Here is a 24,987-nt window from a genome sequence, read left to right on the forward strand (position 1 = left end):
TCAATCAGCCGTGCTGTCAGTGCAGCACGGCTTTTTTTCTATACATTCAAGAGCCTGTCTCTTTTTTTAAGGAAGGACTCCCTCCAGCTTTCTGACAGCGCTTCTTCCCGCAGCACTTCTTCAATGGCCGGCAGATTGCCTGAATCATGGTATTTCACTTCATTCGCATACCAGACGGAAATGCTTTCTTTGCCTCTCGACAAACGCTTCAGGACCGGATGCGGATCGACATATCCTTCTTCAATCACCCTGAAATAAAAGCCGGTAAATCCCGTCTGCTGTACACGGAGCACCATATCTTTGATGCCGTATTTGAGGGCGAGTTTGACGCAGGGCTGGCGCGGCTGGCTTACTTGCACGACGGCTTCGCCCAGCTGAAACACGTCTCCGAGCCATACGTCCTGTTCGGCCAGCCCTTTGACTGTTACATTCTCTCCGAACGCTGCCGCGGGCAGTTTTCTCGCAAGCGTTGTTTCCCAATATGAATAATGCTCGGCTGGATACACGCACACCGCTTTATCAGGGCCGCCGTGATTCTTCAGATCGGCTTGTCCGTCCCCCGCAAAATGGGTTTTATACAGCATGACGGGAGAATCCGCAGGCCGCTTGACGATGCCGGAATTGATTTGTCTGCCGGCAAATTCATGAATTGCCGGCATTCCGAGATTGATAGATAAGACAGAATAGTCTTGCGTCATCCCGTTCACATCCTTTGCGAAATATTATATTTATCCTTTATCATAGTAGGAAAAAGGTGGTTTTTCCATGCTTCAATATCATATGTTTGCAGACGGCCGGGTTCAAGGCGTCGGTTTTCGCTACTTCGTCCAGATGGAAGCAGACAGACATAAGATTACCGGCTGGGTCAAAAACCGCGATGACGGCCGGGTTGAAATCCTTGCCGAAGGCCCTGAAGAGTCGTTAAAACACTTTGCCGAAGCCGTCAGAAAAGGCAGCCCCTTCTCAAATGTAACAGGCGTAACCATCGAAGAATCACGCCATTTGAAAGGGTACCGCACCTTTTCCATCAGTTATTGATAAGGCTTGTCCTGATAAAAATAATTCGGCTTCACAATCGTATTGTCGTATGATTTATGGAAAATGTGGGTGGAAGCCGGCGAGATCGGCGGAATCAGCCAGGTCCAGTCTCCCGTCAGCTTTCTGCCCGTGTCTTGTTCCTGCTCTTCAAAGCGCTTAAACTGATTTGCCGCCGTATGATGATCGACAATGCTGACACCGTGTTTTTTGTATGAATAGAGCACTGCCTTATTCAGTTCTACAAGCACCTGATCTTTCCACAGGTCGGTATTCAGGCTGGATGAAATCCCTATGGCCGACGCGATTTTTCTGAGCAGATCATACCGTTTCTCATCAGCAAGATTCCTTGCGCCGATTTCGGTTCCCATATACCAGCCGTTAAAAGGCGCCGCGTTGTACGACAGTCCGCCGATTTCAAGCCTCATATCGGCGATAATCGGAACCCCGTACCATTTGATATTCAAATCGGCAAACTCTTCTATATCAGGATGAGAGATCGGCACCTCTTTCACGAGAGCCTGAGGCAGGTCGTACCAAACGGGCTGCTCGTCCCCTTTCATCCGGAACAGCAGCGGCAAAATATCAAAATCGGTCCGCTTTCCGCGCCAGCCGAGTTTTTCGCAGACAGCCGTCAGCTCATACGATGCCGGATCGCCGATTCTTCCTTTTTCAGTCTCATATCCCGCATAGCGGATGAGCTGATGATTCCAGATTTCGACCTGTTTCTCCCCATTCTTCTCAGGAGGGAAAATCGTAATTGTCGGTTTAATTTTTCCGTCGTTCGTCGCGATTTCGATATGTTCAAATAAAGCGTCGCGCACCTCTTCTTTTGTATTCACGCCGCGCCGGTCAATGACGTTCAGCGATTGCCAGAACAGACGCCCGATACAGCGGTTGCTGTTGCGCCATGCCATTTTTGCCCCGTGTTCAAGCTCTTCCGCCGTATGGACATAACTGCCCGTCCGATCTATCTCATCTTTTATCGAGTGAAGACGCGCATTGATTTGCGATTCCATGCCGAGTTCCTGATAGCAGACCTCAATAAAATCCTTCGCCTCATCCCAGAGTAATTCCGTATGTTTCAAAAAACTCTCTCCTTCAATTTACATCTGCTTCCCATTGTATCGTTTTTAAGGGTGAACACAATGGTTTTTTTGTCTCATACTGGAAAGTGCAAAGAAAAAACACCTGTGATTTTCGCAGGTGTTTCACAAAACGGAATGCAGTTTTTCAGCCAGTGTAAGCAAATCATCACGGTAGTTTTTTCCTGACATCGGAATCCCGTGACCCGTCAAAAGCGCTTCCGGCTCCAGTTCGGCAAGTTTTTGAACGGATGCTGCCGCAGTCTGCGTATCCGCTGTGAAATAGGCGGGCGGCCCGTGAAGCTCTTGCTTTTGAATGACAACGTCCGCAAGGGATTCCTGCTCAACAGTGATCACGGCATCACCGGCAATCAAAACGCGGTCTTTCTCCCGGAATAATGAAATATGGCCGGGGGTGTGGCCGGGCGTATGAATCCATTTCCAATCTTCAAGCAATGGAACGGCGCCGTCTGAAGGCAGCGCCTGAACGGACGGAATGCGGATCGTATGGCGGGGAAACAGCGGTGACAGCTTTGCGACAAGCCCTTTTTTCGCATCCGGCCTGGCAGGCGGATAATCCGCTTTTCCCGTGACGTACGGGAGCTCCTGTTCATGAATATAAACCGGTACATCCCAATGCTTAAGCAGCTCTTCCATCGCACCGACATGGTCAAAATGGCCGTGCGTCAAAATGACGGCCTTCAGCTGATACCCCTGCCCGAACCGGCGTTTCATTTCATCTGTAATCATTTCCGCCGATTGCGGCATTCCCGCGTCAACAAGAATGATTTCCCCCGGAACTGAGGGATTTTCGATAAAGTAAACATTCGCAATCTGCACGGTCAGTCCGTAAACGCCGTCCGCCGATTTAAAACCGACGCCGCTTTTAACCGAAAAAAGCGGCATAAACGGATCACTCATCATGGCACCTCCTCTGATGCCTTTAGTGTGCAACGAACAGGCTGTTTTATGTTAAAAAATCGTGATCGCGCCGATAAGGAGTGCAAAGGCAGTCATGACGATAACGGCGAGAACCGCCCATTTCATCGCAAATTTCTGATGCTCATCAATGGTTACCCCGGCAAGCCCGACTAATAAATGCGTCGACGGCACGAGCGGACTTAACATATGAATCGGCTGGCCGATAATCGAAGCGCGGGCGATTTCCATCTTATCAACACCATACGCCACGGCGGTTTCGGACAAAATGGGCAGCACGCCGTAAAAATAGGCGTCATTGGGCATCAGAAATGTAAAAATACCGCTCGTTAAGGCAACAATCGCCGGAATAAATCCCCCGAGCTGCTCCGGAATAAGCGAAACGAGAGATATGGCCATTTCATCAACCATCTTCGTCCCCGTTAAAATTCCGGTAAACACGCCTGCGGCAAAAATCATCGACCCGATCGCAAGCACATTGCTCGAATGGGCTGAAATGCGCTCCCTTTGATCGTTAAGCTTCGGATAATTGACAATCAGCGCGATACAAAACGCGATGATGAACAGCACGGTTAAATTCACTTTTCCTGATACTAAAAACCCGACTAAAGAAAGCGTTAAAAGTAAATTGAACCACCACAGTTTCGGCCGCTTCCATTCATCTTCCACAGCCGCAGCCGTTTCATTTGTATGGGACGGCTGCTTTAATTCGATCACCCCGAGCCGTTTCCTTTCCATCCTTCCGAGTACATAAGCGACCGCAATCATACACACCATGCCGCTCGCAATGACAGGCAGCATCGGTCCCGTCAGCTCCGCCGGGTCCACGCCGAGGGCGCTCGCCGCACGCGGCGTCGCGCCGCCCCATGGGATCGTGTTCATAATCCCCATGCCGACCCCGGCGATTCCCGCTAAAATAATCGGACGGATTCCGAGCATAATATATAAAGGCAGCATTGCGCTAGTCGTAATCATATACGTCGTCGAACCGTCTCCGTCCAGCGCGACAAGCATGGTCAGCACGGCTGTTCCGACAACAATTTTGAGCGGATCGCCTTTGACCAGCTTTAAAATACGCGCAACCATCGGATCGAATAAACCGGTATCAATCATAATGCCGAAATAAAGAATCGCAAACATAATCATGACTGCAATCGGCGCCACCTGTTCAATACCGGAGATCATCATCCCGCCGACCCGGTTAAATGAAAAGCCGGCAATCAGCGCAAATACGATCGGCGTCAATACGAGCGCCGTTAACACCGAAAGCCGTTTTGTCATAATCAGCACCATAAAAACAACCATCATAAGAAAGCCTAAGATTGCTAACACAGTATGTCCCCCTTATTATGAATACGCTTACATTTTGAAGGCCCGATTCCCCTTCATCCGCCTTTTTGCTATATTATGAGAATTGCATATTGAAGTAAATATTTTGGATTTTAAAGATTTTTAATTTTTTATAACCTTTTCGTTCATTTTGTTCATTTATAAATAAAAAGGATTCCGCATGTCTGCGGAATCTTTATTTTTCGCTGCTCATCATTTCTTTATAAAACTCGGTCTGCTCTTCTAAAAAGTGTTTTGCGCCGCTGCTGTTTTTATAAAAGTTCTCCCAATCCTGTTTTTTCATCATTTGTTTCCACTCAGCAGATGAGGTAATCTGTTTCAAAGCCTGATCCCAATAAGCGATCTCGCCTTCGGTCATGTCTTTCGGTCCCATGATGCCTCTCCAGTGGGCAAAGACAAACGGCACCCCCTGTTCTTTCCATGTCGGGACATCGCTGAAGCCCGAAAGCCTTTTGTCAGAAGTAACGGCCGCTAATGTGATTTTCCCTTTTTGATAGGTATCTCTCGCTTCTGAAATGGTCATCGAGGCGGCATCTATATCATGATTGATAAGAGCTTCAATGACTTCATTGCTGCTCCCGTATTGAAAAAAGCGGATATCAAACGGCGAAATTCCCGCCATTTCCGCGGCTCTCGCAAAGGAGAGCTGGTCATCATTTCCGAGACCTGGCGCAAATCCGATCTTTATGCCGCCCGGATGTGTTTTAATATCGCCGAGCAGCTGCTTTCCGCTTTTTATCTTTGAATCTTTCGGAAGAGCGACAGTCTGCCACTCTTTTGCAATAATGGCCAAAGGCGTAAAATCATCTGCCTTCAGCCGGCTTTGTCCTAAAATTTCATTGCTTAACAGCAGGCTTGAATTCATACTGATGACATCCGTTTTGCGTTCGTTTACATATTTCCAGCCGCTGTCTCCGCCTCCGCCGGGCTTATAGATAATCTTTACGGGCCGGTCTAATATATGCTTCCGCTCTATTACCGATTGCAAAGCTTTTGCCGTTACATCCCAGCCCCCTTGAGGCGCTGCGGGTACGACGATTTCAATCGGTCCTCCGGCTGAGCGGATGCCCGCCATCTGCCGTCCGTCAAATGAAACCAGCGCCGCCAGCAAAACAAGGAGCACTCCCAACCGCTTCATTTCTCCCATCCCTTATTCATGTGCTAAATAATATTTCCGTTCCGGCCTGCCGATAATGCCGTACTCTAATTCAGCGAGCGCTTCTTCCTGAGAAACGAGAAACTCGGCGTAGCGCCGCGCCGTTGTTCTGGAGGCCCCCATTTTTTCACCCAGTTCTTCAGCCGTCATCCCTTTTTCGGCAGTCCTGAGCGCGTTTTTGATTTTTTGAAGTGTAATAGAATTAATGCCTTTGGGCAGATCATTGAGCTGTTTTTGTTCTTTCTGGCCGCTTCCGAAAAACATATCGATGACGGACTGGCTCAGCTCCGGCTGTGAGTGCAGCCAATCTCTTTTTTCACGGTACTGCAAAAGCACTTCTGTAAATTTATGTGCCGAAACCGGCTTTATGACATAGTGGGAAACGCCTGATCTGAGCGCTTCCTGCAGCAATCTTGTTTCGGCAGAAGCCGTAATAATGATGATATCAACAGAAGGAAAACGGCAGCGGATGAGCGGCAACAAATCTGTCCCCAGCTCATCCGGCATATAAATATCCAAAAGCAGCAGATCAGGCTGCCGGTTCTCAAGCAGCGATATGGTGTCTTTGGCATTGATTGCTTTGCCGATGACATTGAATCCATCAAGATGTTCGATGAATTTTTCATGGATTTGCGCGATTCGAAAGTCGTCCTCTGCAATCGCGATATTAATCACACTGATTCCCCCTTTGGCCTTTCTTTCGGTATAAACACCGTAAATACGGCACCGCCGCTCTTTTGCTGTGAAATCTCTATCCATCCCTGCAATTCACTGACGGCTTCCTTCAGATTGGCTAAGCCGTATCCTCTCCTTGTCCCCTTTGAAGAGTATCCCTTTTCAAATATCGTTTCTGTTTTTTCCTGAGGCACCCCGTCTCCCGAGTCCGCCACTTCTATGACAATATCCCTTCCGATATCGGTCATAAAAAAGGATACCTCTTTTTTCTCTTTTTCGGCGACGGCTTCGAAAGCGTTATCAATAAGATTTCCGATGATTGTAATGAGCTGGGATGAGCCCACATGCGCCGGCAGCGATTCTAAAAAGCTGTTTTCATCTATTGAAAGCTTCACTTTCTTCTCAGATGCCTTTCCCATTTTTCCTAATAGTATGGCCTGAACCCGCTGTGAATGAATGTTTTGAAAGAGGATTTCGTGCTGTTCATTCTGGATGGCGTACTCTTCTTTAATCAGTTCAATAGCTTCATCGTATTCTCCCAGTTCTAACAGACCGAGTATCGCGTAAAGCTTATTCGAGAATTCATGCGTTTGCGCACGGAGATCTTCCGAGTATTTTTTTATTTCAGTCAGCTCGTTAATCAGCTTCTTGAGCTCCGTTTTTTCGCGGAAGCTTATGACCGCTCCGTATACTTGCCCGGCCTGTCTCATCTCTTTTACGTTTAAGATAAACACTTTATCCCCGGCTCGCACCTCCACATTCGGCGGTAATTCTCCGCCTGCAAAAACGGGCATGAGCCTTGCGCCCGGCATGATTTCTTTTATATGCCTTCCGATCATCGGTTCCGGAAGATGCAGCATATCAGCCGCAGACAAATTCATCATGGTCACCGCGCCTTCTTTGTTTACGGCGATAATCCCTTCTTTAATCGCAAGGAGCATCGCATTTCGCTCCCGGTACAGCGCCGCAATTTCATGCGGTTCAAGGCCGAGTGTATCTTTACGGATGCTTTTTGCGAGCGCCGCCGCTCCCCCGATGCCGATAAGGAACACCAAACATGCAAAATAGCTTAAGTGCCGCAAATGCGCTTTCATATCTTTTTCTATCTCATCTTGCAGAAACTCGACTGTCACCGTTCCGACGACTTCGTTATGATTTTTTTCCTCCAGAATAACCGGTGCGCTTCCCCGGACGGCCTTCATTCCGTCAGAAACCGGAGCTCCGCCGAACATGACGGCTTTGTTTTTCAGATTTTGATTGTCTTTCGGAATGCTGCTGCGATCCGAATGAAACACGGCACGCCCTTTTTGATCGGTAATGTAGACGGCGTGCGCACCTGCCTGTTCTTTCATTTGTTCAATGACGTCTAACTTTTTAAAAGCATTTTGATCCGCAAGCCGGAATGCCTCTTTTACAGGCGGCATGTATGATATGGTTTTTGCCGTCTGCACCGCCAGCTGTTCCGCCTGCTTCTGGCCTTCCTTTAATTGCTGAAAGGCAAATATAACGGTGAGCGTTCCGATGACAAGTATTAATAAAGCCGTAATTAATCCGGCAATTTTCATTTGCAGAGAGACATAAAACCGTTTCTCTTCCAACACAGCACCAGCCGTCCTTTCCTCCTAAAATCATACCACTTTTTATATCCTTATTTTTTATTTTTAAGAATTTTCGTGATATTTTTCTCTTGCCGATTTCCAAAAAGGATGATAGGCATATTTTCACTTTTGAGGATTTATGTAACAAAAATTGATCGCGCCTGCTCCGGTTAGCCCTGTTGCTCAGTCAACCCCGTTCATTTATTCTGGCAATGACAGCCTCATAACAATACCCACAGCAGCCACCCCAAGACTCGTATCTGTTATACCATGTATCTCCTTTTCTCACTACACTATCTCTTCTTACAATATTTTCAGAATACAACTGTGTTTCAAAACCCCATTTAAAGGATTAATTTACAGAAAAAAAGGACCTAACCGTATATCAGTCAGGTCTTTCATCTTTAAAATATCAGTCAGGTCTTTTCATTATGATGTCGGAAAAACAATGCTGTTAAAATCGATATTCAGAGCAGTTGCTGTCGTTAAATTATTAGCAGTTGTGAAAATAACCCTGAGCTGGTAAGTGTTTGTTCCTGCGGTCGGCGCAGTATCCACTGTTGTGTCAGTAATCGAAAAACTATCCGTAGCTGCGGTTGGACTAGTTCGCGACAGAGTTCTTGTATGAATTTGCGCTGCTCCCCTATATAATCTCACTTCAAAAACAAAGTTTGAATTTGCTGCAGTTGTTAACGCGACACTGAGTGCATAATCCAGCTTTACATTCTGCAAAGCATTAACTGGGATTGCCAGCGTAGCAACGGGAACTTCAGTATTTAACGGCGGAAAAACAGTGAGCGGCCCATTAGTTCTTGTGAAGAGCAAGGTTGGTGTACTGCCTGTGGCTCCGGTTGACCCGGTTGCTCCAGTTACACCAGTTACTCCTGTTGATCCGGTTGGACCAGTTGGGCCGGTTGAGCCGGTTACTCCTGTCGCTCCGGTTGGACCAGTTGGGCCGGTTGATCCAGTCACTCCGGTTGAGCCGGTTACTCCTGTCGCTCCGGTTGGACCAGTTACTCCTGTTGATCCGGTTGCACCCGTTGGGCCGGTTGATCCGGTTACTCCTGTCGCTCCGGTTGCACCCGTTGGGCCGGTTGCTCCAGTCACTCCGGTTGAGCCGGTTGGACCAGTTGAGCCGGTTGATCCGGTTACTCCTGTCGCTCCGGTTGGACCAGTTACTCCTGTTACTCCGGTTGCACCCGTTGGGCCGGTTGCTCCAGTTACTCCGGTCGCTCCGGTTACACCAGTTACTCCTGTTGATCCTGTTTCTCCAGTTACTCCGGTTGGACCAGTTGGGCCGGTTGCTCCTGTTACTCCGGTTACTCCTGTTGGTCCTGTTGGTCCCGTTTCTCCAGTCGCTCCGGTTACACCAGTTACTCCTGTTGATCCCGTTTCTCCAGTCGCTCCGGTTACACCAGTTACTCCTGTTGATCCTGTTTCTCCGGTTGCTCCCGTTTCTCCAGTCGCTCCTGTTGCTCCGGTTACTCCTGTTGCTCCTGTTGATCCGGTTACACCAGTTACTCCTGTTGATCCCGTTTCTCCTGTCGCTCCTGTTTCCCCGGTTGCTCCTGTTGCTCCTGTTTCACCAGTTACTCCTGTTGCTCCTGTTGCTCCGGTTGATCCGGTTGCTCCCGTTTCTCCAGTCGCTCCGGTTACTCCGGTTACTCCTGTTACTCCTGTTGCTCCTGTTGCTCCTGTTGCTCCTGTTGCTCCTGTTGGACCTGTTGGTCCCGTTTCTCCAGTCGATCCGGTTACTCCTGTTTCTCCTGTTGGGCCGGTTTCTCCTGTCGCCCCGGTTGATCCGGTTGCCCCGATTGCTCCGGTTGGGCCGGTTTCTCCTGTTACTCCGGTCGCTCCTGTTTCTCCAGTTGCCCCGGTTGCTCCGGTTGCTCCGGTTGGACCAGTTACTCCTGTTACTCCGGTTGCACCCGTTGGGCCGGTTACTCCTGTTTCTCCTGTTGGGCCGGTTTCTCCTGTCGCCCCGGTTGCTCCGGTTGGGCCGGTTTCTCCTGTTACTCCGGTCGCTCCGGTTGCTCCAGTTGCCCCGGTTGCTCCGGTTGCTCCGGTTGCTCCTGTCGGGCCGGTTTCTCCAGTTACTCCTGTCGGGCCGGTTTCTCCGGTTGAGCCTGTTACACCAGTTGCTCCTGTTGGGCCCGTTTCTCCGGTTGAGCCTGTTACTCCGGTTGCTCCAGTCACTCCAGTTACTCCTGTTGGGCCGGTTTCTCCTGTCACTCCAGTTACTCCGGTTGGGCCCGTTTCTCCTGTTGCTCCGGTTGGACCTGTTGGTCCCGTTTCTCCAGTCGATCCGGTTGCTCCAGTTACTCCAGTTACTCCGGTTGGGCCGGTTTCTCCTGTCACTCCAGTTACTCCGGTTGGGCCGGTTTCTCCTGTTGAGCCGGTTGGGCCTGTTACTCCGGTCGCTCCTGTTGCTCCTGTTTCCCCGGTTGCTCCTGTTTCTCCAGCTACTCCGGTTGCACCCGTTGGGCCGGTTGCTCCAGTTACACCGGTTACTCCGGTTGGTCCTGTTGGTCCCGTTTCTCCAGTCGCTCCGGTTACTCCGGTTGCACCCGTTTCACCAGTTACTCCTGTTGATCCTGTTGCACCCGTTGGTCCGGTTTCTCCTGTCGCTCCGGTTACACCAGTTACTCCTGTTGCTCCGGTTGCACCCGTTAGGCCGGTTGTTCCGGTTGGACCCGTTGGGCCAGTTTCTCCAGTCACTCCGGTTGAACCAGTTTCTCCGGTTGATCCGGTTTCTCCAGTTGAACCCGTTTCACCAGTTACTCCTGTTGCTCCAGTTACTCCTGTTACCCCGGTTGGTCCTGTTGGTCCCGTTTCTCCAGTTACTCCTGTTGCTCCTGTTGCACCCGTTGGTCCGGTTTCTCCAGTCACTCCGGTTGAGCCTGTTTCTCCAGTTGGACCAGTTACTCCTGTTGATCCTGTTGCTCCCGTTTCTCCAGTCGCTCCGGTTACACCAGTTACTCCTGTTGATCCCGTTTCTCCAGTCGCTCCGGTTACACCAGTTACTCCTGTTGATCCGGTTGCTCCTGTTGCTCCAGTTACTCCGGTTACTCCTGTTGATCCGGTTGGACCCGTTGGGCCAGTTTCTCCAGTCACTCCGGTTGGGCCAGTTTCTCCTGTCGCTCCTGTTACTCCGGTTGATCCGGTTGATCCTGTTGCTCCTGTTGCTCCTGTTACTCCCGTTGATCCGGTTACGCCAGTTGCCCCGGTTGATCCGGTTGGACCCGTTGGGCCAATTTCTCCAGTTGAGCCTGTTGGACCAGTTGAGCCGGTTGAGCCTGTTGCTCCTGTTGAGCCTGTTGCCCCGGTTGCTCCTGTTGGTCCCGTTTCTCCAGTTACTCCGGTCGCTCCTGTTGCTCCTGTTGGTCCCGTTTCTCCAGTTACTCCTGTTGCTCCTGTTGCTCCTGTTGCCCCGGTTGAGCCTGTTGCTCCTGTTGCCCCGGTTGAGCCTGTTGCTCCTGTTGATCCTGTTGCTCCTGTTGCTCCTGTTGATCCTGTTGCCCCGGTTGATCCCGTTTCTCCTGTCGCTCCTGTTTCCCCGGTTGCTCCTGTTGCTCCAGTTACTCCTGTTGCTCCAGTTACTCCTGTTGCTCCAGTTACTCCTGTTGCTCCAGTTACTCCTGTTGCTCCAGTTACTCCTGTTGCTCCAGTTACTCCTGTTGCTCCTGTTGTCCCCGTTTCTCCAGTTACTCCGGTTGGACCGGTTTCTCCAGTTACTCCGGTCGCTCCGGTTTCTCCAGTTGAACCCGTTTCTCCAGTTACTCCTGTTACTCCGGTTACTCCTGTTGCTCCGGTTACTCCTGTTGATCCGGTTGGGCCGGTTACACCAGTTGCCCCGGTTGATCCGGTTGGGCCGGTTACACCAGTTGCCCCGGTTGCTCCGGTTGAGCCTGTTGAGCCGGTTACACCAGTTGCTCCGGTTGGACCTGTTACTCCTGTTACTCCGGTTGGACCCGTTTCACCAGTTACTCCTGTTACTCCGGTTGCACCCGTTGGTCCGGTTTCTCCAGTTACTCCGGTCGCTCCTGTTTCTCCAGTTACTCCTGTTACTCCGGTTGCTCCTGTTGGTCCCGTTTCTCCAGTCGCTCCGGTTACACCAGTTACTCCTGTTGATCCCGTTTCTCCAGTCACTCCGGTTACACCAGTTACTCCTGTTGATCCTGTTGAACCGGTTACTCCTGTTGATCCGGTTGGACCCGTTTCTCCAGTCGCTCCGGTTACACCAGTTACTCCTGTTGATCCTGTTGCCCCGGTTGATCCTGTTTCTCCTGTTGCTCCAGTTACTCCGGTTACTCCTGTTGGTCCTGTTGGTCCCGTTTCTCCAGTCGCTCCGGTTATACCAGTTACTCCTGTTGATCCCGTTTCTCCTGTCGCTCCGGTTACACCCGTTGGGCCGGTTTCTCCAGTTACTCCTGTTGCTCCTGTTGCTCCTGTTGGACCAGTTACTCCCGTTGCTCCTGTTGGACCAGTTACTCCTGTCACTCCGGTTGAGCCTGTTGTTCCTGTTGTTCCTGTTGGTCCCGTTTCTCCAGTTACTCCTGTTGCTCCGGTTACGCCCGTTGGGCCGGCTTCTCCAGTCACTCCGGTTGAGCCGGTTGCTCCTGTTGAGCCGGTTACGCCAGTTGCCCCGGTTGCTCCGGTCGCTCCTGTTGCCCCGGTTGAGCCGGTTGAGCCGGTGGCTCCCGTTGGGCCAGTTTCTCCTGTCACTCCGGTTGAACCAGTTTCTCCAGTTGAGCCGGTTACACCTGTTACTCCTGTTGCTCCTGTTGGACCAGTTACTCCCGTTGCTCCTGTTGAACCAGTTACTCCTGTTGCTCCTGTTGCCCCGGTTGAGCCTGTTGCTCCTGTTGCTCCTGTTGCTCCCGTTTCTCCAGTCGCTCCGGTTGGGCCCGTTTCTCCAGTCGCTCCGGTTGGGCCCGTTTCTCCAGTCGCTCCGGTTACTCCTGTTGCTCCGGTTGCTCCGGTTGCTCCGGTTGCTCCGGTTGCTCCGGTTGGACCTGTTTCTCCAGTTGGACCCGTTGGGCCCGTTTCTCCAGTCACTCCGGTTGAACCAGTTTCTCCAGTTGAGCCGGTTGCTCCTGTTGTCCCCGTTTCTCCAGTTACTCCGGTTGGACCGGTTTCTCCAGTTACTCCGGTCGCTCCGGTTTCTCCAGTTGAACCCGTTTCACCAGTTACTCCTGTTACTCCGGTTACTCCTGTTGCTCCTGTTGCTCCGGTTGGGCCGGTTACACCAGTTGCCCCGGTTGCTCCGGTTGGGCCGGTTACACCAGTTGCCCCGGTTGATCCGGTTGAGCCGGTTACACCAGTTGCTCCGGTTGGACCTGTTACTCCTGTTGATCCAGTCACTCCGGTTGGTCCTGTTGGTCCCGTTTCTCCAGTCGCTCCGGTTACACCAGTTACTCCGGTTACTCCTGTTGATCCTGTTTCTCCAGTTGCCCCGGTTGCTCCGGTTACTCCTGTTGGTCCCGTTTCTCCTGTCGCTCCGGTTACTCCTGTTACTCCTGTTACTCCCGTTGCTCCAGTTGAGCCGGTTACACCAGTTACTCCTGTTGCTCCTGTTTCTCCAGTTGGACCAGTTACTCCCGTTGCTCCGGTTGCACCCGTTGGGCCGGTTTCTCCAGTCACTCCGGTTACACCTGTTGCTCCTGTTGGTCCTGTTGGTCCCGTTTCTCCAGTCGCTCCGGTTACACCCGTTGGGCCAGTTTCTCCAGTTGAGCCGGTTGATCCTGTTACTCCTGTTGCTCCAGTTGCCCCGGTTGAACCAGTTACACCAGTTGCTCCGGTTGAGCCCGTTACTCCTGTTGCTCCTGTTGCTCCTGTTGGGCCTGTTGACCCGGTTGGACCCGTTGGGCCAGTTTCTCCTGTCACTCCGGTTGAACCAGTTTCTCCAGTTGAGCCGGTTACACCAGTTACTCCTGTTGCTCCTGTTGGACCAGTTACTCCCGTTGCTCCTGTTGGACCAGTTACTCCCGTTGCTCCTGTTGGACCAGTTACTCCTGTTGCTCCTGTTGCTCCTGTTGGTCCCGTTTCTCCAGTTACTCCTGTTGCTCCTGTTGGACCGGTTTCTCCAGTTACTCCGGTCGCTCCTGTTGCTCCTGTTGCTCCTGTTGCTCCTGTTGCTCCAGTCACTCCGGTTGAACCAGTTTCTCCAGTTGAGCCGGTTACACCAGTTACTCCTGTTGGACCCGTTGGGCCGGTTTCTCCAGTTACTCCAGTTACTCCTGTTGTTCCGATTGGACCCGTTGGGCCAGTTTCTCCAGTCGCTCCGGTTACTCCTGTTGCTCCTGTTGCTCCAGTTGACCCGGTTGGGCCTGTTGACCCGGTTGGACCCGTTGGGCCAGTTTCTCCAGTTGAGCCGGTTACGCCAGTTGAGCCGGTTACGCCAGTTGCCCCGGTTGAGCCGGTCGCTCCGGTTGTTCCTGTTGATCCGGTTACGCCAGTTGGACCGGTTGCACCCGTTGGACCTGTTGCTCCTGTTGATCCGGTTACTCCAGTTAGACCGGTTGACCCGGTGATTCCAGTCGCTCCTGTTGATCCGGTTGCACCCGTTGGACCTGTTGATCCTGTTGATCCTGTTGTTCCTGTTACTCCTGTTGCTCCTGTTGACCCTGTGATTCCAGTCGCTCCGGTTGATCCTCTTGCACCCGTTGCTCCTGTCGCTCCCGTTACTCCTGTTACTCCAGTTGGACCGGTTGACCCTGTGATCCCAGTCGATCCGGTTGAGCCGGTTGCACCCGTTGGACCTGTTACTCCTGTTGTTCCTGTTACTCCAGTTGGACCGGTTGACCCGGTGATTCCAGTCGCTCCGGTTGATCCTCTTGCACCCGTTGGACCTGTTGATCCTGTTGATCCGGTTACTCCAGTTGGACCTGTTGACCCGGTGATTCCAGTCGATCCGGTTGATCCGGTTGCACCCGTTGGACCTGTTGATCCGGTTGTTCCTGTTACTCCAGTTGGACCGGTTGACCCTGTGATCCCAGTCGATCCGGTTGATCCGGTTGCACCCGTTGGACCTGTTGATCCTGTTGCTCCTGTTATACCAGTTGGACCGGTTGACCCTGTGATCCCAGTCGCTCCGGTTGATCCTCTTGCACCCGTTGGACCTGTTGATCCTGTTGTTCCTGTTACTCCAGTTGGACCGGTTGACCCTGTGATTCCAGTCGCTCCGGTTGATCCGGTTGCACCCGTTGCTCCAGTAGCTCCCGTTACTCCGGTTACTCCAGTTGCTCCTGTTGACCCTGTGATTCCAGTCGCTCCGGTTGATCCGGTTACCCCTGTTGCTCCTGTAGGGCCTGTAACGCCAGGGTCACCCCCGGTTTGCGCCAATGAAACATCGTCTATTAAAACCGTGCCGGAAGAAACTTTACTTAATACAATGACAGCAGAGGCCGCGCCAGAAGGCACAGTACTTGTTTTATAGATTTCAGACCATGTATGAAAGAGTACGTTCGGCAAATTTCCGGGTGTGATATTTTCTTGAACGGAACTGATTTGTTCACCTGCTGCGCTGACATATATGATCTGGAGGGTTACCTGGGGACTTGGCTCATTTCCGAGCGTTGCCAGTGATACGAATAGAGTCAGTGACTGAGCTGAGATGGGGATGATTTGACTGAGGTAAGCATATGGCTGAGTTCCAATAAATTGTGCAGAATATCTCCCTGAATGTGCAAACAAACTGTTAATCTGGGTATTTGCCGAACTCCAACCCTCTAATGTGCCGGTTTCAAAGCTCCCATTTATAATCGGATTATTCATTCAAGCTTTTTCCCTCTCCTTTCTGTTGCGGATAACCTTACATTTTAAGACAGCATATTAATACGGGCTGTCTTTTGACAACCTAAATAAAAAAGGTGATTTCTATTCATCACCTTAGTCCGATCCTTGAATGGGGAATCCCGTTGCAATGAGGGAACGGTTTGCCGCTGTGACTTGCGTGACATGATTCGAAGACAGTACAGATAAAAAGAGCTGATACGCAGCTGTTTCTCCCGCTGTCATTTCCTCGATGTACGTAAAAGGAATCCCCAAGATTTGCCCGCCTGAAGAAAAGAGGTTCAGCTCTTGTCTTAGTGTTTGAATAGATATCCCATTTCTTTGGAGATCGACAGCTAAGTCTAATGAAAAATTAGAAGCGAGCAGATCTAATTCCACATTTACTTGTATGACGGCATCCGTTTTTACCAATTGATCTGTCGGCGCATCTACCACCGTGCTTAATACATTTATCGGTGTTCCTTCTAACGGAATCGTCATTTGTTCTATTGTATTTTGAAAAGCTACAACCGGAACCGCACCGGGCGGACCCTCAGGCCCCGGGGGACCAGGCGGACCGGGCGGACCTGCTTCCCCTTGCGGACCGCGGGAGCCGGCGGGGCCTCTTTTGCCTTCGGGACCCCGCATCTGGGGCACGCACAGGGCAGATCGATTTTCATCTAAAGACGGAAACTGTTTTTCCGTCACTATTTCCGTTTTTTCATGATCGTATAGTAATTGTTCATACCAGCGTTTCATATGTCTGCTCATATATTTGTAAGGTTTCTGTTTCAATATCATGTATTGATTACGGCCGCTGCTCATATTATCACCCCGGCTATATTGTATTCACGCTGAAGCCATCATGTGCAGGGCCTTCCCGCCTCTTATCAAAACAAAAAAAGGCAGACCTGAGTCTGCCTTTTTTCTTCTACCATAAACCTAATACTTTCCACCATAATCCGCCGATCACAAGCCATGTCACAATATGGACGATTGACAGGATAAAACCGATGGACCACCATTTGCTTTGCGAAATATAGCCCGCTCCAAAAAAGACCGGAGCCGCTCCTGAGCCGTAATGCGTCGTCGAACCGAAAAGGTTGCTGAAAAACGCCAGGCTGAGCGCCGCCAATAGCGGCGGAGCGCCTGCCGCCACAATGACGGCGAGAAATGCCGCATACATGGCGCTGATATGCGCGGTTGCGCTCGCAAAGAAGTAATGGGTGTAATAATACACAACGATCAGAATCATAAATGCCACAATCCATGAAAAACCGGAAACAGAGGATTTCATCATATTACTGAACCAAGACACCATGCCGAGTTCATTCAGGAAATTCGCCAGCATCACAAGCGCCGCGAACCAAGTCAGTGTATCCCACGCACCTTGTTCCTTTTTGATGTCCTCCCATGTTAATACCTGTGACAAAAGCAAAACGGATAATCCGATCAGGGCCGTCGTCGTTGCGTCGATATTTAAGCTTCCTCCGAAAATCCACAGCGCAAGCACCAATAAAAAGACGATGACCATGGAGAGCTCGGATTTTTTAAACGGACCCATTTCTTTCAATTTTTCCGTTGCGATTTTAGCCGCATCCGGTGTTTCTTTAATTTCCGGCGGATACAGTTTATAAATGACGAGCGGTGTAATGATTAAGCTCGCCAATCCCGGGACAATGGCCGCGATTGCCCAGCTTGTCCATGTGATGTCCACCCCTGCGACATCATGGGCCAGCTTGGCGATCAGCGGGTTCGCCGCCATTGCCGTCAAAAACATCGCAGACGTAATCAAGTTTCCTTGGAAACCGGTCTTTAATAAGAAAGCGCCGATTTTCCGCTCTGTTCCGTCTGCCGGCGTTGATCCGAAAGTTTCGGATAATGATCTGATAATAGGAAAAATAATGCCGCCCGCCCGTGCCGTGTTACTCGGAATGGCAGGTGATAAAATTAAATCACTGAAAAGCAGTGAATAAGAAAGGCCGAGTGTTTTCTTCCCGAACCGTTGTACGAATACGTAAGAAATCCTGGCGCCGAGCCCGGTTTTGATAAATCCCCGGGAAATAAAAAAGGCGATGACAATCAGCCAGATTGTCTTGTTTCCAAATCCGCTTAACGTATTTTCAATAGAAAGCGTTCCCGTTAACGCGGTGACTGCCAATGCAAAAATTGCAATTGCGCCCATTGGCAAGGGCTTGGAGATAAAGCCGATAATTGTTGCGACAAAAATAGCGAACAAATGCCATGCTTTAGGTTCAAGTCCGGACGGCGCGGGAATAAACCAAATGATTAATCCCACAGCAACAGTAATAAGCAAAGGAATGATTTTTACCGCCTGCTGTTTTTTTGCGTCTTTTTCTGAAGCCATTACAGGTCTCCTCCTATTTTGTTGTCTTCCATCCCCCATCCCATTTTACTACTTAACTAAGTTAATAAACGTTTTTGTTAATTAAAAAACACAAAGGAAAATATTCCTTTGTGTTTCTTATTTTAACGTACCCGAACCGGCTTTAGATATAACATCCGGTTTTACATTTGCGGATGAGCCGATAGAGCCGTGCAATGCCGGTGTCCAGCCGACAGACTGACTTAATCCGTTGGCGGCTGACGCGTTAATGGCAGCGCCGTTTAAAAGAGTGCCCTCTTCATGAAGCGCTTTTCCGCCGCTGAAGACGCTGATGACCTTATCGGCAGCCAGGCCCGGCACCTCAAAAACATTATTCTGCGCATATATTTTTGACGCATGTCCTGCGCCCCATGCATAACTGAACGGGTACGCGGCGCTTTTCGAGCCTGCGTAAAAATTATTATAAATATGAACCTGCCCGTACCGGACCCGCGGGGCGCGCTGGACGATGTTCTGGTAATAGTTATGGTGAAGGGTCACCTTCAGTTTTCCTTCATCCGACGTCTTGCTGTCGCTGTTTCCGATGACGGAGCCTTTATCATGGTCATGATATTTATTATAAGATAATGTAATATAATTCGCCCCGTTGGCTATATCCGTCTGGCCGTCATGGTGCTGATATTTTCTCCCGTAATAGTAGGGAAAACCGCTGTCGGGATTCGATCCGTCATTAAAGGTGCAATGGTCGATCCAGATGTGCGTCGCGCCGTTAATGGTGATATTGTCATATTCCGAGTTCCAGTTGCCGCTGCTGCCGTCAGTCGGGTCCCATTGCGGAAAATAGTCGTAAGCGTCTTGAAATTCGATGTTGCGGATGATGACGTTGTCGACGCCGTTCTTGATATTAAAATTTCCGCCTGTCACTTTGGCGTTTGAGCCTGACCCGATGATCGTTGTGTTTGAGGGGATATCAATCACGATCCGCGCTTTCTGTTTTTTTTGGGATCGCTGTCTGGCGTCTTCCTGGGTGCCTGACGGTGCTTTTTTCCCCCATTTATCCGGGTCGTACGCCTTCAAATAGGCGTTGAGATCATATGCCGGATCTTTATAATCATGAAAGCCGAGCGTTTTATTGCGGTCGTCGGTATTCATATTGATTGTGCCTTGTATGTAAATAATCTTCGGCGTGCTGTTGGCGCTTCCACCTAATGCAGAAACGAGCTGCTGTCTGTTTGATACGGTGTATACATTCGATGAAGAGGCTTTCGCGCCGCCGGTTGTCCCGCCGGAAGCGGCTCCCCAGCCGTCATTTGCTCCTAACGTCTGCCGGCCAAGGTCAGCGGCATGGACACCCGCAGGAATCATCCATAAACAAACCGCCAGCATCAGTAACATTTTTTTCATAAATGGTGCTCCTCCTGATTTGATATTCCAATTTATTACAAACGAATTGTATCAAATCAATTAAGAAACAGCACCGAAAATGTACTGATTGTGTCTTTCGGTTTTATTGCGGAATCCGCAAAAAAATCCCAAGGGACCGAAATCCCTTGGGACCTGATCGGCTTACGCCCATGATTTTACTTTTTCGTTATCCGTGACAAACAGAAGAACTTTTCCTTCATCTAAGCGCTTTTCAAATTGTGATGCTTCCTCTTCTGAAAAGCCGATTTCGTGAATTTTGTTGCGGAGCTCGTCGCCCTTTTTATTAAACATATTGCCGACCGCGTGTTTAATGCCCGTTTCTTTTGCTCCGATGGTATTGACATCCGTATTGTCGGCCAGTCGTTCCGTTCTGTCGTCATCATGAGAAAGCACGTATACATCTTCTTTTGCGACACCCATTTGCTGAAGCTCTTTTACGTCCTGCATCAGTTTTTGATCGTTTGTATACTCTCTTACTACCGGTTTCATTGATAAGTCCTCCCTTTTGTTTTTGTATATTGTGTATTTACCCGCTTCACCAAGTGCCAAACAAAAGAAAGAGCGTTCAGTGAAAAATCGGGCAGATTGTCGGTGGATATTTTCTTCCGGGACATGTTACAGTAGGAGAAGCTACTTTTATCAGAAAAATAAAAATTTTCAAGAGCCGATCACGCAGGGAGGTGGTTCCTATTCATTATTTTTCACCGGAACAGCGATTTAACGCTTGGGTTGTCAGTGATTTAGTGAAACAGGTATTCCGCCGGCATACCCGCTGCCCGGACGGAATAAAAGAGCTTACGGCCTTTGCTGAAGATACCTTTCATATTAATATCGATTACGTTTTCTCTATTATTATCAATATCGGTGATATCGAATCCGTTCTGCCGAAAGAAATTGAGAATACGCTGGGTACTTATCTGACCGCGCTTCAGCCCGTCATTACCGCCGACATGCTTCATTCTTCTAAAACAAATGCCTATGAATATTTGGAACATGAGAAAAACACGGAGATGTTCCGGTTGTTCTATTAAATGAGGGGCCCGTGCCCTTCTTTTTTTTGTTGCCGGCGGACGGTTTGATTTTGTATTCGGGAAATGGTTCGTGTTACATTTGAAACAAACACTCATGTTGAAGGAGGATGCATCATGCCGAAAAATCAGCAGCAGATTCAATTAGCGAGACGCCCTAAAGGCGTTCCCGTCCATGACGATTTCCGCTTTGAAACGATTGCCGTTCCCGAGCCGCAAGACGGTGAAGTGCTTGTAAAAACAAATTATGTGTCCGTTGATCCGTACATGCGCGGACGAATGCAGGATACAAAATCATATGTCGAGCCGTTCGCTTTAGATGAAGCCATAACAGGCGGAGTGATTGCCGAGGTTCTCACAGACGGCAATAAGCTGAAAAAAGGCGATATCGTGATCGGGAATCTCTCATGGCAGGAATACTCAGCAGTGAATGAGTCCGCCCTCCGCAAACTGGACACGGATATCGCACCCGCCTCGGCGTATCTCGGCATTTTAGGGATGACCGGACTGACCGCTTACTTCGGGCTGCTTGATATCGGCCGTCCGAAAAAAGGCGAAACCGTCGTCGTTTCAGGGGCTGCGGGCGCCGTCGGCTCAACGGTCGGGCAGATTGCCAAAATCAAAGGCGCGCGGGTTGTCGGCATCGCCGGTTCTGACGAAAAAATCGCGTATCTGAAAGAGGAGCTTCAATTTGATGAAGCCATTAATTACAAAACGGCGGATGATATTCAAAAAGCGCTTGAACAGGCATGCCCTGACGGCGTCGATGTCTATTTTGACAATGTCGGCGGACCGATTTCAGATGCGGTGATAAACCTGCTGAATGAATTCGCCCGCATTCCGGTATGCGGAGCGATCTCTTCATACAATACCGAAAGTGAAGAGGAAGACATGGGCCCCCGCGTACAGCCGAAACTGATCAAAACAAAAGCGCTGATGCAAGGGTTCATCGTCGGTGATTATGCTGACCGCTTTTCCGAAGGCGCGAAACAATTGGCTGAATGGCTCAAAGACGGGAAGCTTCATTATGAAGAAACGATTACGGAAGGATTCAGCCATATTCCTGACGCGTTCCTCGGTTTGTTTAAAGGAGAAAACAAAGGCAAACAGATCATCAAAGTCAGTGATCCAAGTTAACATGATGATGAAAAAAAGGAGGGCTTTGTTCCCTCCTTTTCTGCTTTTTCGGATCAGCTGCGAAGAATCAAAGTCAGGAAGCCGTCTTCATCCGGCTCCGTATCTTCCAAAGTGAATCCCGCTGCTTGAAAGCAGGCTAAACTCATTTGATTGTCTTTTTCGATGCTTGCCGCCCATTCCCGCACACTGGTAAACCCAGGGTCAGTCAGGAGTTTTTGCAATATCCGTTTTCCGTACCCTTGAAGCTGGTACAAAGGATTGACGATCAATCCGATATACGCCCGTTCCTCCACAAACTCTATAGAGACTATGCCAGCCGGCAGCTGCCCGTCATATGCCATAAAGACAGTATCGTCTTCATCTTCATTCAATCGTGCATACCACGCATCTAATGGCAGCATCGCATCCATTCTCCGTCTGATATTATCGTTTTTAAACCAGTGCTCAAGTATTTTCAGCTCACGTTCCTTCAATATTTGAAATCTGTCTATTGAAACCATCTTCCCATCCCCCGCGCGAACCTTTTCTATTATTTTACAACAAAAAACGAAGGGCTTCCCGCCCTCCGTTTCTTATTTCTCAGATAATTTTCCGCCTGAATAAACGGCCTCTTTCAGCTCAATTCCGAGTGATTTGGCCATTTTTTTCAGTTTGGATTCTTCCATCGGCGTGACAAGGCTGAGTACCGTTCCTTCTTTACCGGCCCGCCCCGTCCGGCCTGATCTGTGAATGTACCCGTCTGCATTTGGGATGTCTGCGTGAATGACGTACGGAAGATCGTCGATATCAAGTCCGCGCGCTGCTATGTCAGTCGCCAGAAGCAGCGGAAATTCTCCCCGTTCAAACGCTGATAATATCTTTGCCCGCTCCATTTTTTTCGCTTCTCCGTGCAGGATGCCGAGATCCACGTGATGATAGGCGAGTTTTTCCGCATAGACGCTTAAATTTCCGATATCTCTGACGAACACGAGCGCCTGCATGCCGTTCAGCCGTGACAGCTTTTGCAATAGCTTCACTTTATCCCGCTGATCGCAGACGAGATATTGATGCGTGACGCGCGCTTTTTCCGCCGTATTCCGCTCCACTTTCAAAACGGCCGGTTCTTGTGCAATGCCCTTCAGCACCTCTTCTGTCTCCGGCTGCAGCGTAGCAGAAAAGCTTAAAAGCTGGCGGTCTTTCAGCGTCGTTTTAATGATTTTTTTCATTGTTTCGCGGTGTTCCTTTGTCACAAGCTGATCCGCTTCATCAAGAACGATCGTCTTGACTTCATGCATTTTCAGCTTTTTCGCCTGAATCAATTCGAGCACCCTGCCCGGTGTGCCTGCAATGATATGCGGTTTATTTTTGAGCTTTTCCACCTGCTTTTTCACGTTTGCTCCGCCGATCAAAGACAAGGCGCGAAGATCGGAGCCTTTTGTCCAATCCTGAATCACCTGAAAAATCTGCATCACAAGCTCGCGGGACGGCGCTAAAATAATCACTTGCGGATGTTTTTGCTCCGGATTGATCCGCTCCAGAACCGGAAGCGTATACGCCAATGTTTTTCCCGTTCCCGTCGGGGATTCGGCGATGACGTCCTTCCCTTCCATGATCACCTGAGCGGCTTTTTCCTGAATGTCGGTCGGCTTCTGAAAGCCTGACGCTCTCCAGTTTTCGGCGATAAATGGTTGTGTATGCTGTAAAAATGGCCATGTTTGGGTCATGTCGTTCTCCTCAATTCTTAAAATCTACTCCATAGTATCTCAAATGCACGCGGCAAACGCAATTTTCTTTTTCCTTCCAAGCCTTTTAACAAACGGTCTCCTCCTTTATAATCATTAATGAGAAAGACACATGATAAAAAAGCGTGTCTGATAACGATAGAGGTGTAATGATGAGTATTTTATCCGTAAAAGATTTAAGCCACGGCTTCGGTGACCGTGCGCTTTTTAACAATGTATCGTTCCGTCTTTTAAAAGGGGAGCACGTCGGCTTAATCGGAGCTAACGGCGAAGGTAAATCAACGTTTATGAATATTATTACCGGAAAGCTTGAGCCTGATGAGGGAAAGGTTGAATGGGCGAAAAACGTGCGCGTCGGCTATCTCGATCAGCATACCGTGCTTGAAAAAGGCAAAACGATCCGCGACGTGCTGAAAGATGCGTTCCATTACTTATTTGCGATGGAAGAAGAAATGAATGAGATTTACAATAAAATGGGCGAAGCGGACCCTGATGAGCTTGAGCAGCTGCTTGAAAATGTCGGTGTCATTCAGGACGCCCTGACAAATAATGATTTCTACGTGATTGACAGCAAAGTTGAAGAAATCGCCCGCGGCCTCGGCCTGCAGGATGTCGGCCTTGACCGCGACGTCACTGACTTAAGCGGCGGACAGCGGACGAAAGTGCTGCTCGCCAAGCTGCTTTTGGAAAAACCGGAAATCCTCCTGTTGGACGAACCGACGAACTACCTTGATGAGCAGCATATTGAATGGCTGAAACGCTATTTGCAGGAATATGAAAATGCGTTCATCTTAATTTCTCACGACATTCCGTTTTTAAACAGCGTGATCAATTTGATTTATCATGTGGAAAATCAAGAGCTAACGCGTTATGTCGGCGACTACCATCAGTTTATGGAAGTATACGAAGTGAAAAAACAGCAGCTCGAAGCGGCCTACAAAAAGCAGCAGCAGGAAGTCGCTGAGCTGAAAGATTTCGTCGCCCGCAACAAAGCGCGGGTCAGCACGAGAAATATGGCGATGTCCCGCCAAAAGAAACTCGATAAGATGGATATGATTGAACTGGCGGCTGAAAAACCGAAACCGGAATTCCATTTCAAGCCGGCGAGAACGTCAGGCAAGTTGATTTTTGAAACGAAGGACTTAGTCATCGGCTACGATACCCCGCTGTCACGTCCGCTCAACCTCAGAATGGAACGCGGACAAAAAGTCGCCCTGTACGGCGCGAACGGCATCGGGAAAACGACGCTGTTAAAAAGCCTGCTCGGTGAAATTCAGCCGCTGGAAGGCACGGTGGAGCGCGGCGAACATCAATACACGGGCTATTTCGAGCAGGAAGTAAAAGAAACCAATAACAATACGTGCATCGAAGAAGTGTGGAGCGAATTTCCTTCCTTTACCCAGTACGAAATCCGCGCCGCCCTCGCCAAATGCGGCCTGACCACTAAACACATTGAAAGCCGCGTCTCCGTATTAAGCGGAGGAGAAAAAGCAAAGGTCAGACTGTGCAAGCTGATCAATTCAGAAACAAACCTGCTCGTGCTTGACGAGCCGACAAACCACCTGGATGTCGATGCGAAAGAAGAGCTGAAACGCGCACTGAAAGAATACAAAGGCTCCATTCTGCTCATTTCCCACGAACCGGAGTTCTACATGGATATCGCGACAGAAACATGGAACTGCGAGTCTTGGACGACGAAAGTGCTGTAAACACAAAAA

The 24,987-nt window shown here is 49.8% G+C and carries 18 protein-coding genes; 4 read left to right on the top strand and 14 right to left on the bottom strand.

Annotated elements, in window-relative coordinates; translation table 11 throughout:
- Nucleotides 1–38: 38 nt before the first annotated feature.
- Nucleotides 39–698, bottom strand: coding sequence for an MOSC domain-containing protein (locus tag ACH32G_RS15005; protein WP_016936783.1), 660 nt, complete (start codon nt 696–698; stop codon nt 39–41).
- Between the two features lie 67 nt (nt 699–765).
- On the opposite strand from ACH32G_RS15005, the gene ACH32G_RS15010 reads away from it, so the two are divergent.
- Nucleotides 766–1,038: an acylphosphatase gene (locus ACH32G_RS15010; protein WP_016936784.1), complete on the top strand. Its 273-nt coding sequence runs from the start codon at nt 766–768 to the stop codon at nt 1,036–1,038.
- Here ACH32G_RS15010 and nosA read toward each other — a convergent pair.
- The 11 genes from nosA to ACH32G_RS15065 all read right to left on the bottom strand — a co-directional run bounded on the left by nosA (nt 1,032) and on the right by ACH32G_RS15065 (nt 19,872).
- Nucleotides 1,032–2,123 (bottom strand): nitric oxide synthase, encoded by a 1,092-nt coding sequence (gene nosA, locus ACH32G_RS15015; protein ID WP_448814516.1) that lies wholly within the window; start codon nt 2,121–2,123, stop codon nt 1,032–1,034. The two genes, ACH32G_RS15010 and nosA, sit on opposite strands and share 7 nt — an antisense overlap.
- A gap of 123 nt (nt 2,124–2,246) precedes the next feature.
- Nucleotides 2,247–3,041 (bottom strand): MBL fold metallo-hydrolase, encoded by a 795-nt coding sequence (locus tag ACH32G_RS15020; RefSeq protein WP_448814517.1) that lies wholly within the window; start codon nt 3,039–3,041, stop codon nt 2,247–2,249.
- Between the two features lie 51 nt (nt 3,042–3,092).
- Complete coding sequence (locus ACH32G_RS15025) at nt 3,093–4,391, bottom strand: citrate:proton symporter (RefSeq protein WP_448814518.1); 1,299 nt, start codon at nt 4,389–4,391, stop codon at nt 3,093–3,095.
- A gap of 193 nt (nt 4,392–4,584) precedes the next feature.
- Complete coding sequence (locus ACH32G_RS15030) at nt 4,585–5,547, bottom strand: tripartite tricarboxylate transporter substrate binding protein (protein ID WP_448814519.1); 963 nt, start codon at nt 5,545–5,547, stop codon at nt 4,585–4,587.
- Nucleotides 5,548–5,559: 12 nt separating this feature from the next.
- Nucleotides 5,560–6,240 (bottom strand): response regulator, encoded by a 681-nt coding sequence (locus tag ACH32G_RS15035; protein WP_016936789.1) that lies wholly within the window; start codon nt 6,238–6,240, stop codon nt 5,560–5,562.
- On the bottom strand, nt 6,237–7,841 hold the full coding sequence (locus ACH32G_RS15040; RefSeq protein ID WP_049628085.1) for a sensor histidine kinase: 1,605 nt from the start codon (nt 7,839–7,841) through the stop codon (nt 6,237–6,239). Before ACH32G_RS15040 ends, ACH32G_RS15035 begins: the two co-directional genes overlap by 4 nt.
- 426 nt (nt 7,842–8,267) lie before the next feature.
- Nucleotides 8,268–15,614: an NTTRR-F1 domain gene (locus ACH32G_RS15045; RefSeq protein ID WP_448814564.1), complete on the bottom strand. Its 7,347-nt coding sequence runs from the start codon at nt 15,612–15,614 to the stop codon at nt 8,268–8,270.
- A 114-nt stretch (nt 15,615–15,728) separates the two neighbouring features.
- On the bottom strand, nt 15,729–16,436 hold the full coding sequence (locus ACH32G_RS15050; RefSeq protein WP_448814520.1) for a hypothetical protein: 708 nt from the start codon (nt 16,434–16,436) through the stop codon (nt 15,729–15,731).
- A 106-nt stretch (nt 16,437–16,542) separates the two neighbouring features.
- Complete coding sequence (locus tag ACH32G_RS15055) at nt 16,543–17,979, bottom strand: anion permease (RefSeq protein ID WP_007408966.1); 1,437 nt, start codon at nt 17,977–17,979, stop codon at nt 16,543–16,545.
- Nucleotides 17,980–18,096: 117 nt separating this feature from the next.
- Entirely contained in the window at nt 18,097–19,362 is a 1,266-nt protein-coding gene (locus ACH32G_RS15060) for a pectate lyase family protein (RefSeq protein ID WP_045927109.1), read from the bottom strand.
- A gap of 162 nt (nt 19,363–19,524) precedes the next feature.
- Nucleotides 19,525–19,872: a general stress protein gene (locus tag ACH32G_RS15065; RefSeq protein ID WP_016936978.1), complete on the bottom strand. Its 348-nt coding sequence runs from the start codon at nt 19,870–19,872 to the stop codon at nt 19,525–19,527.
- Nucleotides 19,873–20,063: 191 nt separating this feature from the next.
- Here ACH32G_RS15065 and ACH32G_RS15070 point away from each other — a divergent pair, with 191 nt between their 5' ends.
- Together ACH32G_RS15070 and ACH32G_RS15075 are read left to right on the top strand one after the other, a co-directional pair.
- Entirely contained in the window at nt 20,064–20,414 is a 351-nt protein-coding gene (locus ACH32G_RS15070; RefSeq protein WP_064778009.1) for a DUF3212 family protein, read from the top strand.
- A 114-nt stretch (nt 20,415–20,528) separates the two neighbouring features.
- Complete coding sequence (locus ACH32G_RS15075) at nt 20,529–21,548, top strand: NADP-dependent oxidoreductase (RefSeq protein ID WP_095242010.1); 1,020 nt, start codon at nt 20,529–20,531, stop codon at nt 21,546–21,548.
- 53 nt (nt 21,549–21,601) lie between these two features.
- On the opposite strand, the gene ACH32G_RS15080 is transcribed toward ACH32G_RS15075, so the two are convergent.
- Together ACH32G_RS15080 and ACH32G_RS15085 are read right to left on the bottom strand one after the other, a co-directional pair.
- Nucleotides 21,602–22,048 (bottom strand): GNAT family N-acetyltransferase, encoded by a 447-nt coding sequence (locus ACH32G_RS15080; protein ID WP_188154817.1) that lies wholly within the window; start codon nt 22,046–22,048, stop codon nt 21,602–21,604.
- 72 nt (nt 22,049–22,120) lie between these two features.
- Nucleotides 22,121–23,251 carry a DEAD/DEAH box helicase gene (locus ACH32G_RS15085; RefSeq protein WP_095242008.1) on the bottom strand — a complete coding sequence of 377 codons (1,131 nt, stop codon included), beginning with the start codon at nt 23,249–23,251 and terminating at the stop codon, nt 22,121–22,123.
- Nucleotides 23,252–23,421: 170 nt separating this feature from the next.
- On the opposite strand from ACH32G_RS15085, the gene ACH32G_RS15090 reads away from it, so the two are divergent.
- Nucleotides 23,422–24,978 carry an ABC-F family ATP-binding cassette domain-containing protein gene (locus ACH32G_RS15090; protein ID WP_045927113.1) on the top strand — a complete coding sequence of 519 codons (1,557 nt, stop codon included), beginning with the start codon at nt 23,422–23,424 and terminating at the stop codon, nt 24,976–24,978.
- Nucleotides 24,979–24,987 lie beyond the last annotated feature (9 nt).

Source organism: Bacillus sp. CIS52 (assembly GCF_053545315.1).

Bases quoted from the DNA above. Each gene is read 5' to 3' on its own strand.
- ACH32G_RS15065 (WP_016936978.1), bottom strand. From the start codon at position 19,872: ATGAAACCGGTAGTAAGAGAGTATACAAACGATCAAAAACTGATGCAG.
- ACH32G_RS15060 (WP_045927109.1), bottom strand. From the start codon at position 19,362: ATGAAAAAAATGTTACTGATGCTGGCGGTTTGTTTATGGATGATTCCT.
- ACH32G_RS15075 (WP_095242010.1), top strand. From the start codon at position 20,529: ATGCCGAAAAATCAGCAGCAGATTCAATTAGCGAGACGCCCTAAAGGC.
- ACH32G_RS15005 (WP_016936783.1), bottom strand. From the start codon at position 698: ATGACGCAAGACTATTCTGTCTTATCTATCAATCTCGGAATGCCGGCA.
- ACH32G_RS15055 (WP_007408966.1), bottom strand. From the start codon at position 17,979: ATGGCTTCAGAAAAAGACGCAAAAAAACAGCAGGCGGTAAAAATCATT.
- ACH32G_RS15080 (WP_188154817.1), bottom strand. From the start codon at position 22,048: ATGGTTTCAATAGACAGATTTCAAATATTGAAGGAACGTGAGCTGAAA.
- ACH32G_RS15090 (WP_045927113.1), top strand. From the start codon at position 23,422: ATGAGTATTTTATCCGTAAAAGATTTAAGCCACGGCTTCGGTGACCGT.
- ACH32G_RS15045 (WP_448814564.1), bottom strand. From the start codon at position 15,614: ATGAATAATCCGATTATAAATGGGAGCTTTGAAACCGGCACATTAGAG.
- ACH32G_RS15050 (WP_448814520.1), bottom strand. From the start codon at position 16,436: ATGAGCAGCGGCCGTAATCAATACATGATATTGAAACAGAAACCTTAC.
- ACH32G_RS15030 (WP_448814519.1), bottom strand. From the start codon at position 5,547: ATGAAGCGGTTGGGAGTGCTCCTTGTTTTGCTGGCGGCGCTGGTTTCA.
- ACH32G_RS15085 (WP_095242008.1), bottom strand. From the start codon at position 23,251: ATGACCCAAACATGGCCATTTTTACAGCATACACAACCATTTATCGCC.
- ACH32G_RS15020 (WP_448814517.1), bottom strand. From the start codon at position 3,041: ATGAGTGATCCGTTTATGCCGCTTTTTTCGGTTAAAAGCGGCGTCGGT.
- ACH32G_RS15010 (WP_016936784.1), top strand. From the start codon at position 766: ATGCTTCAATATCATATGTTTGCAGACGGCCGGGTTCAAGGCGTCGGT.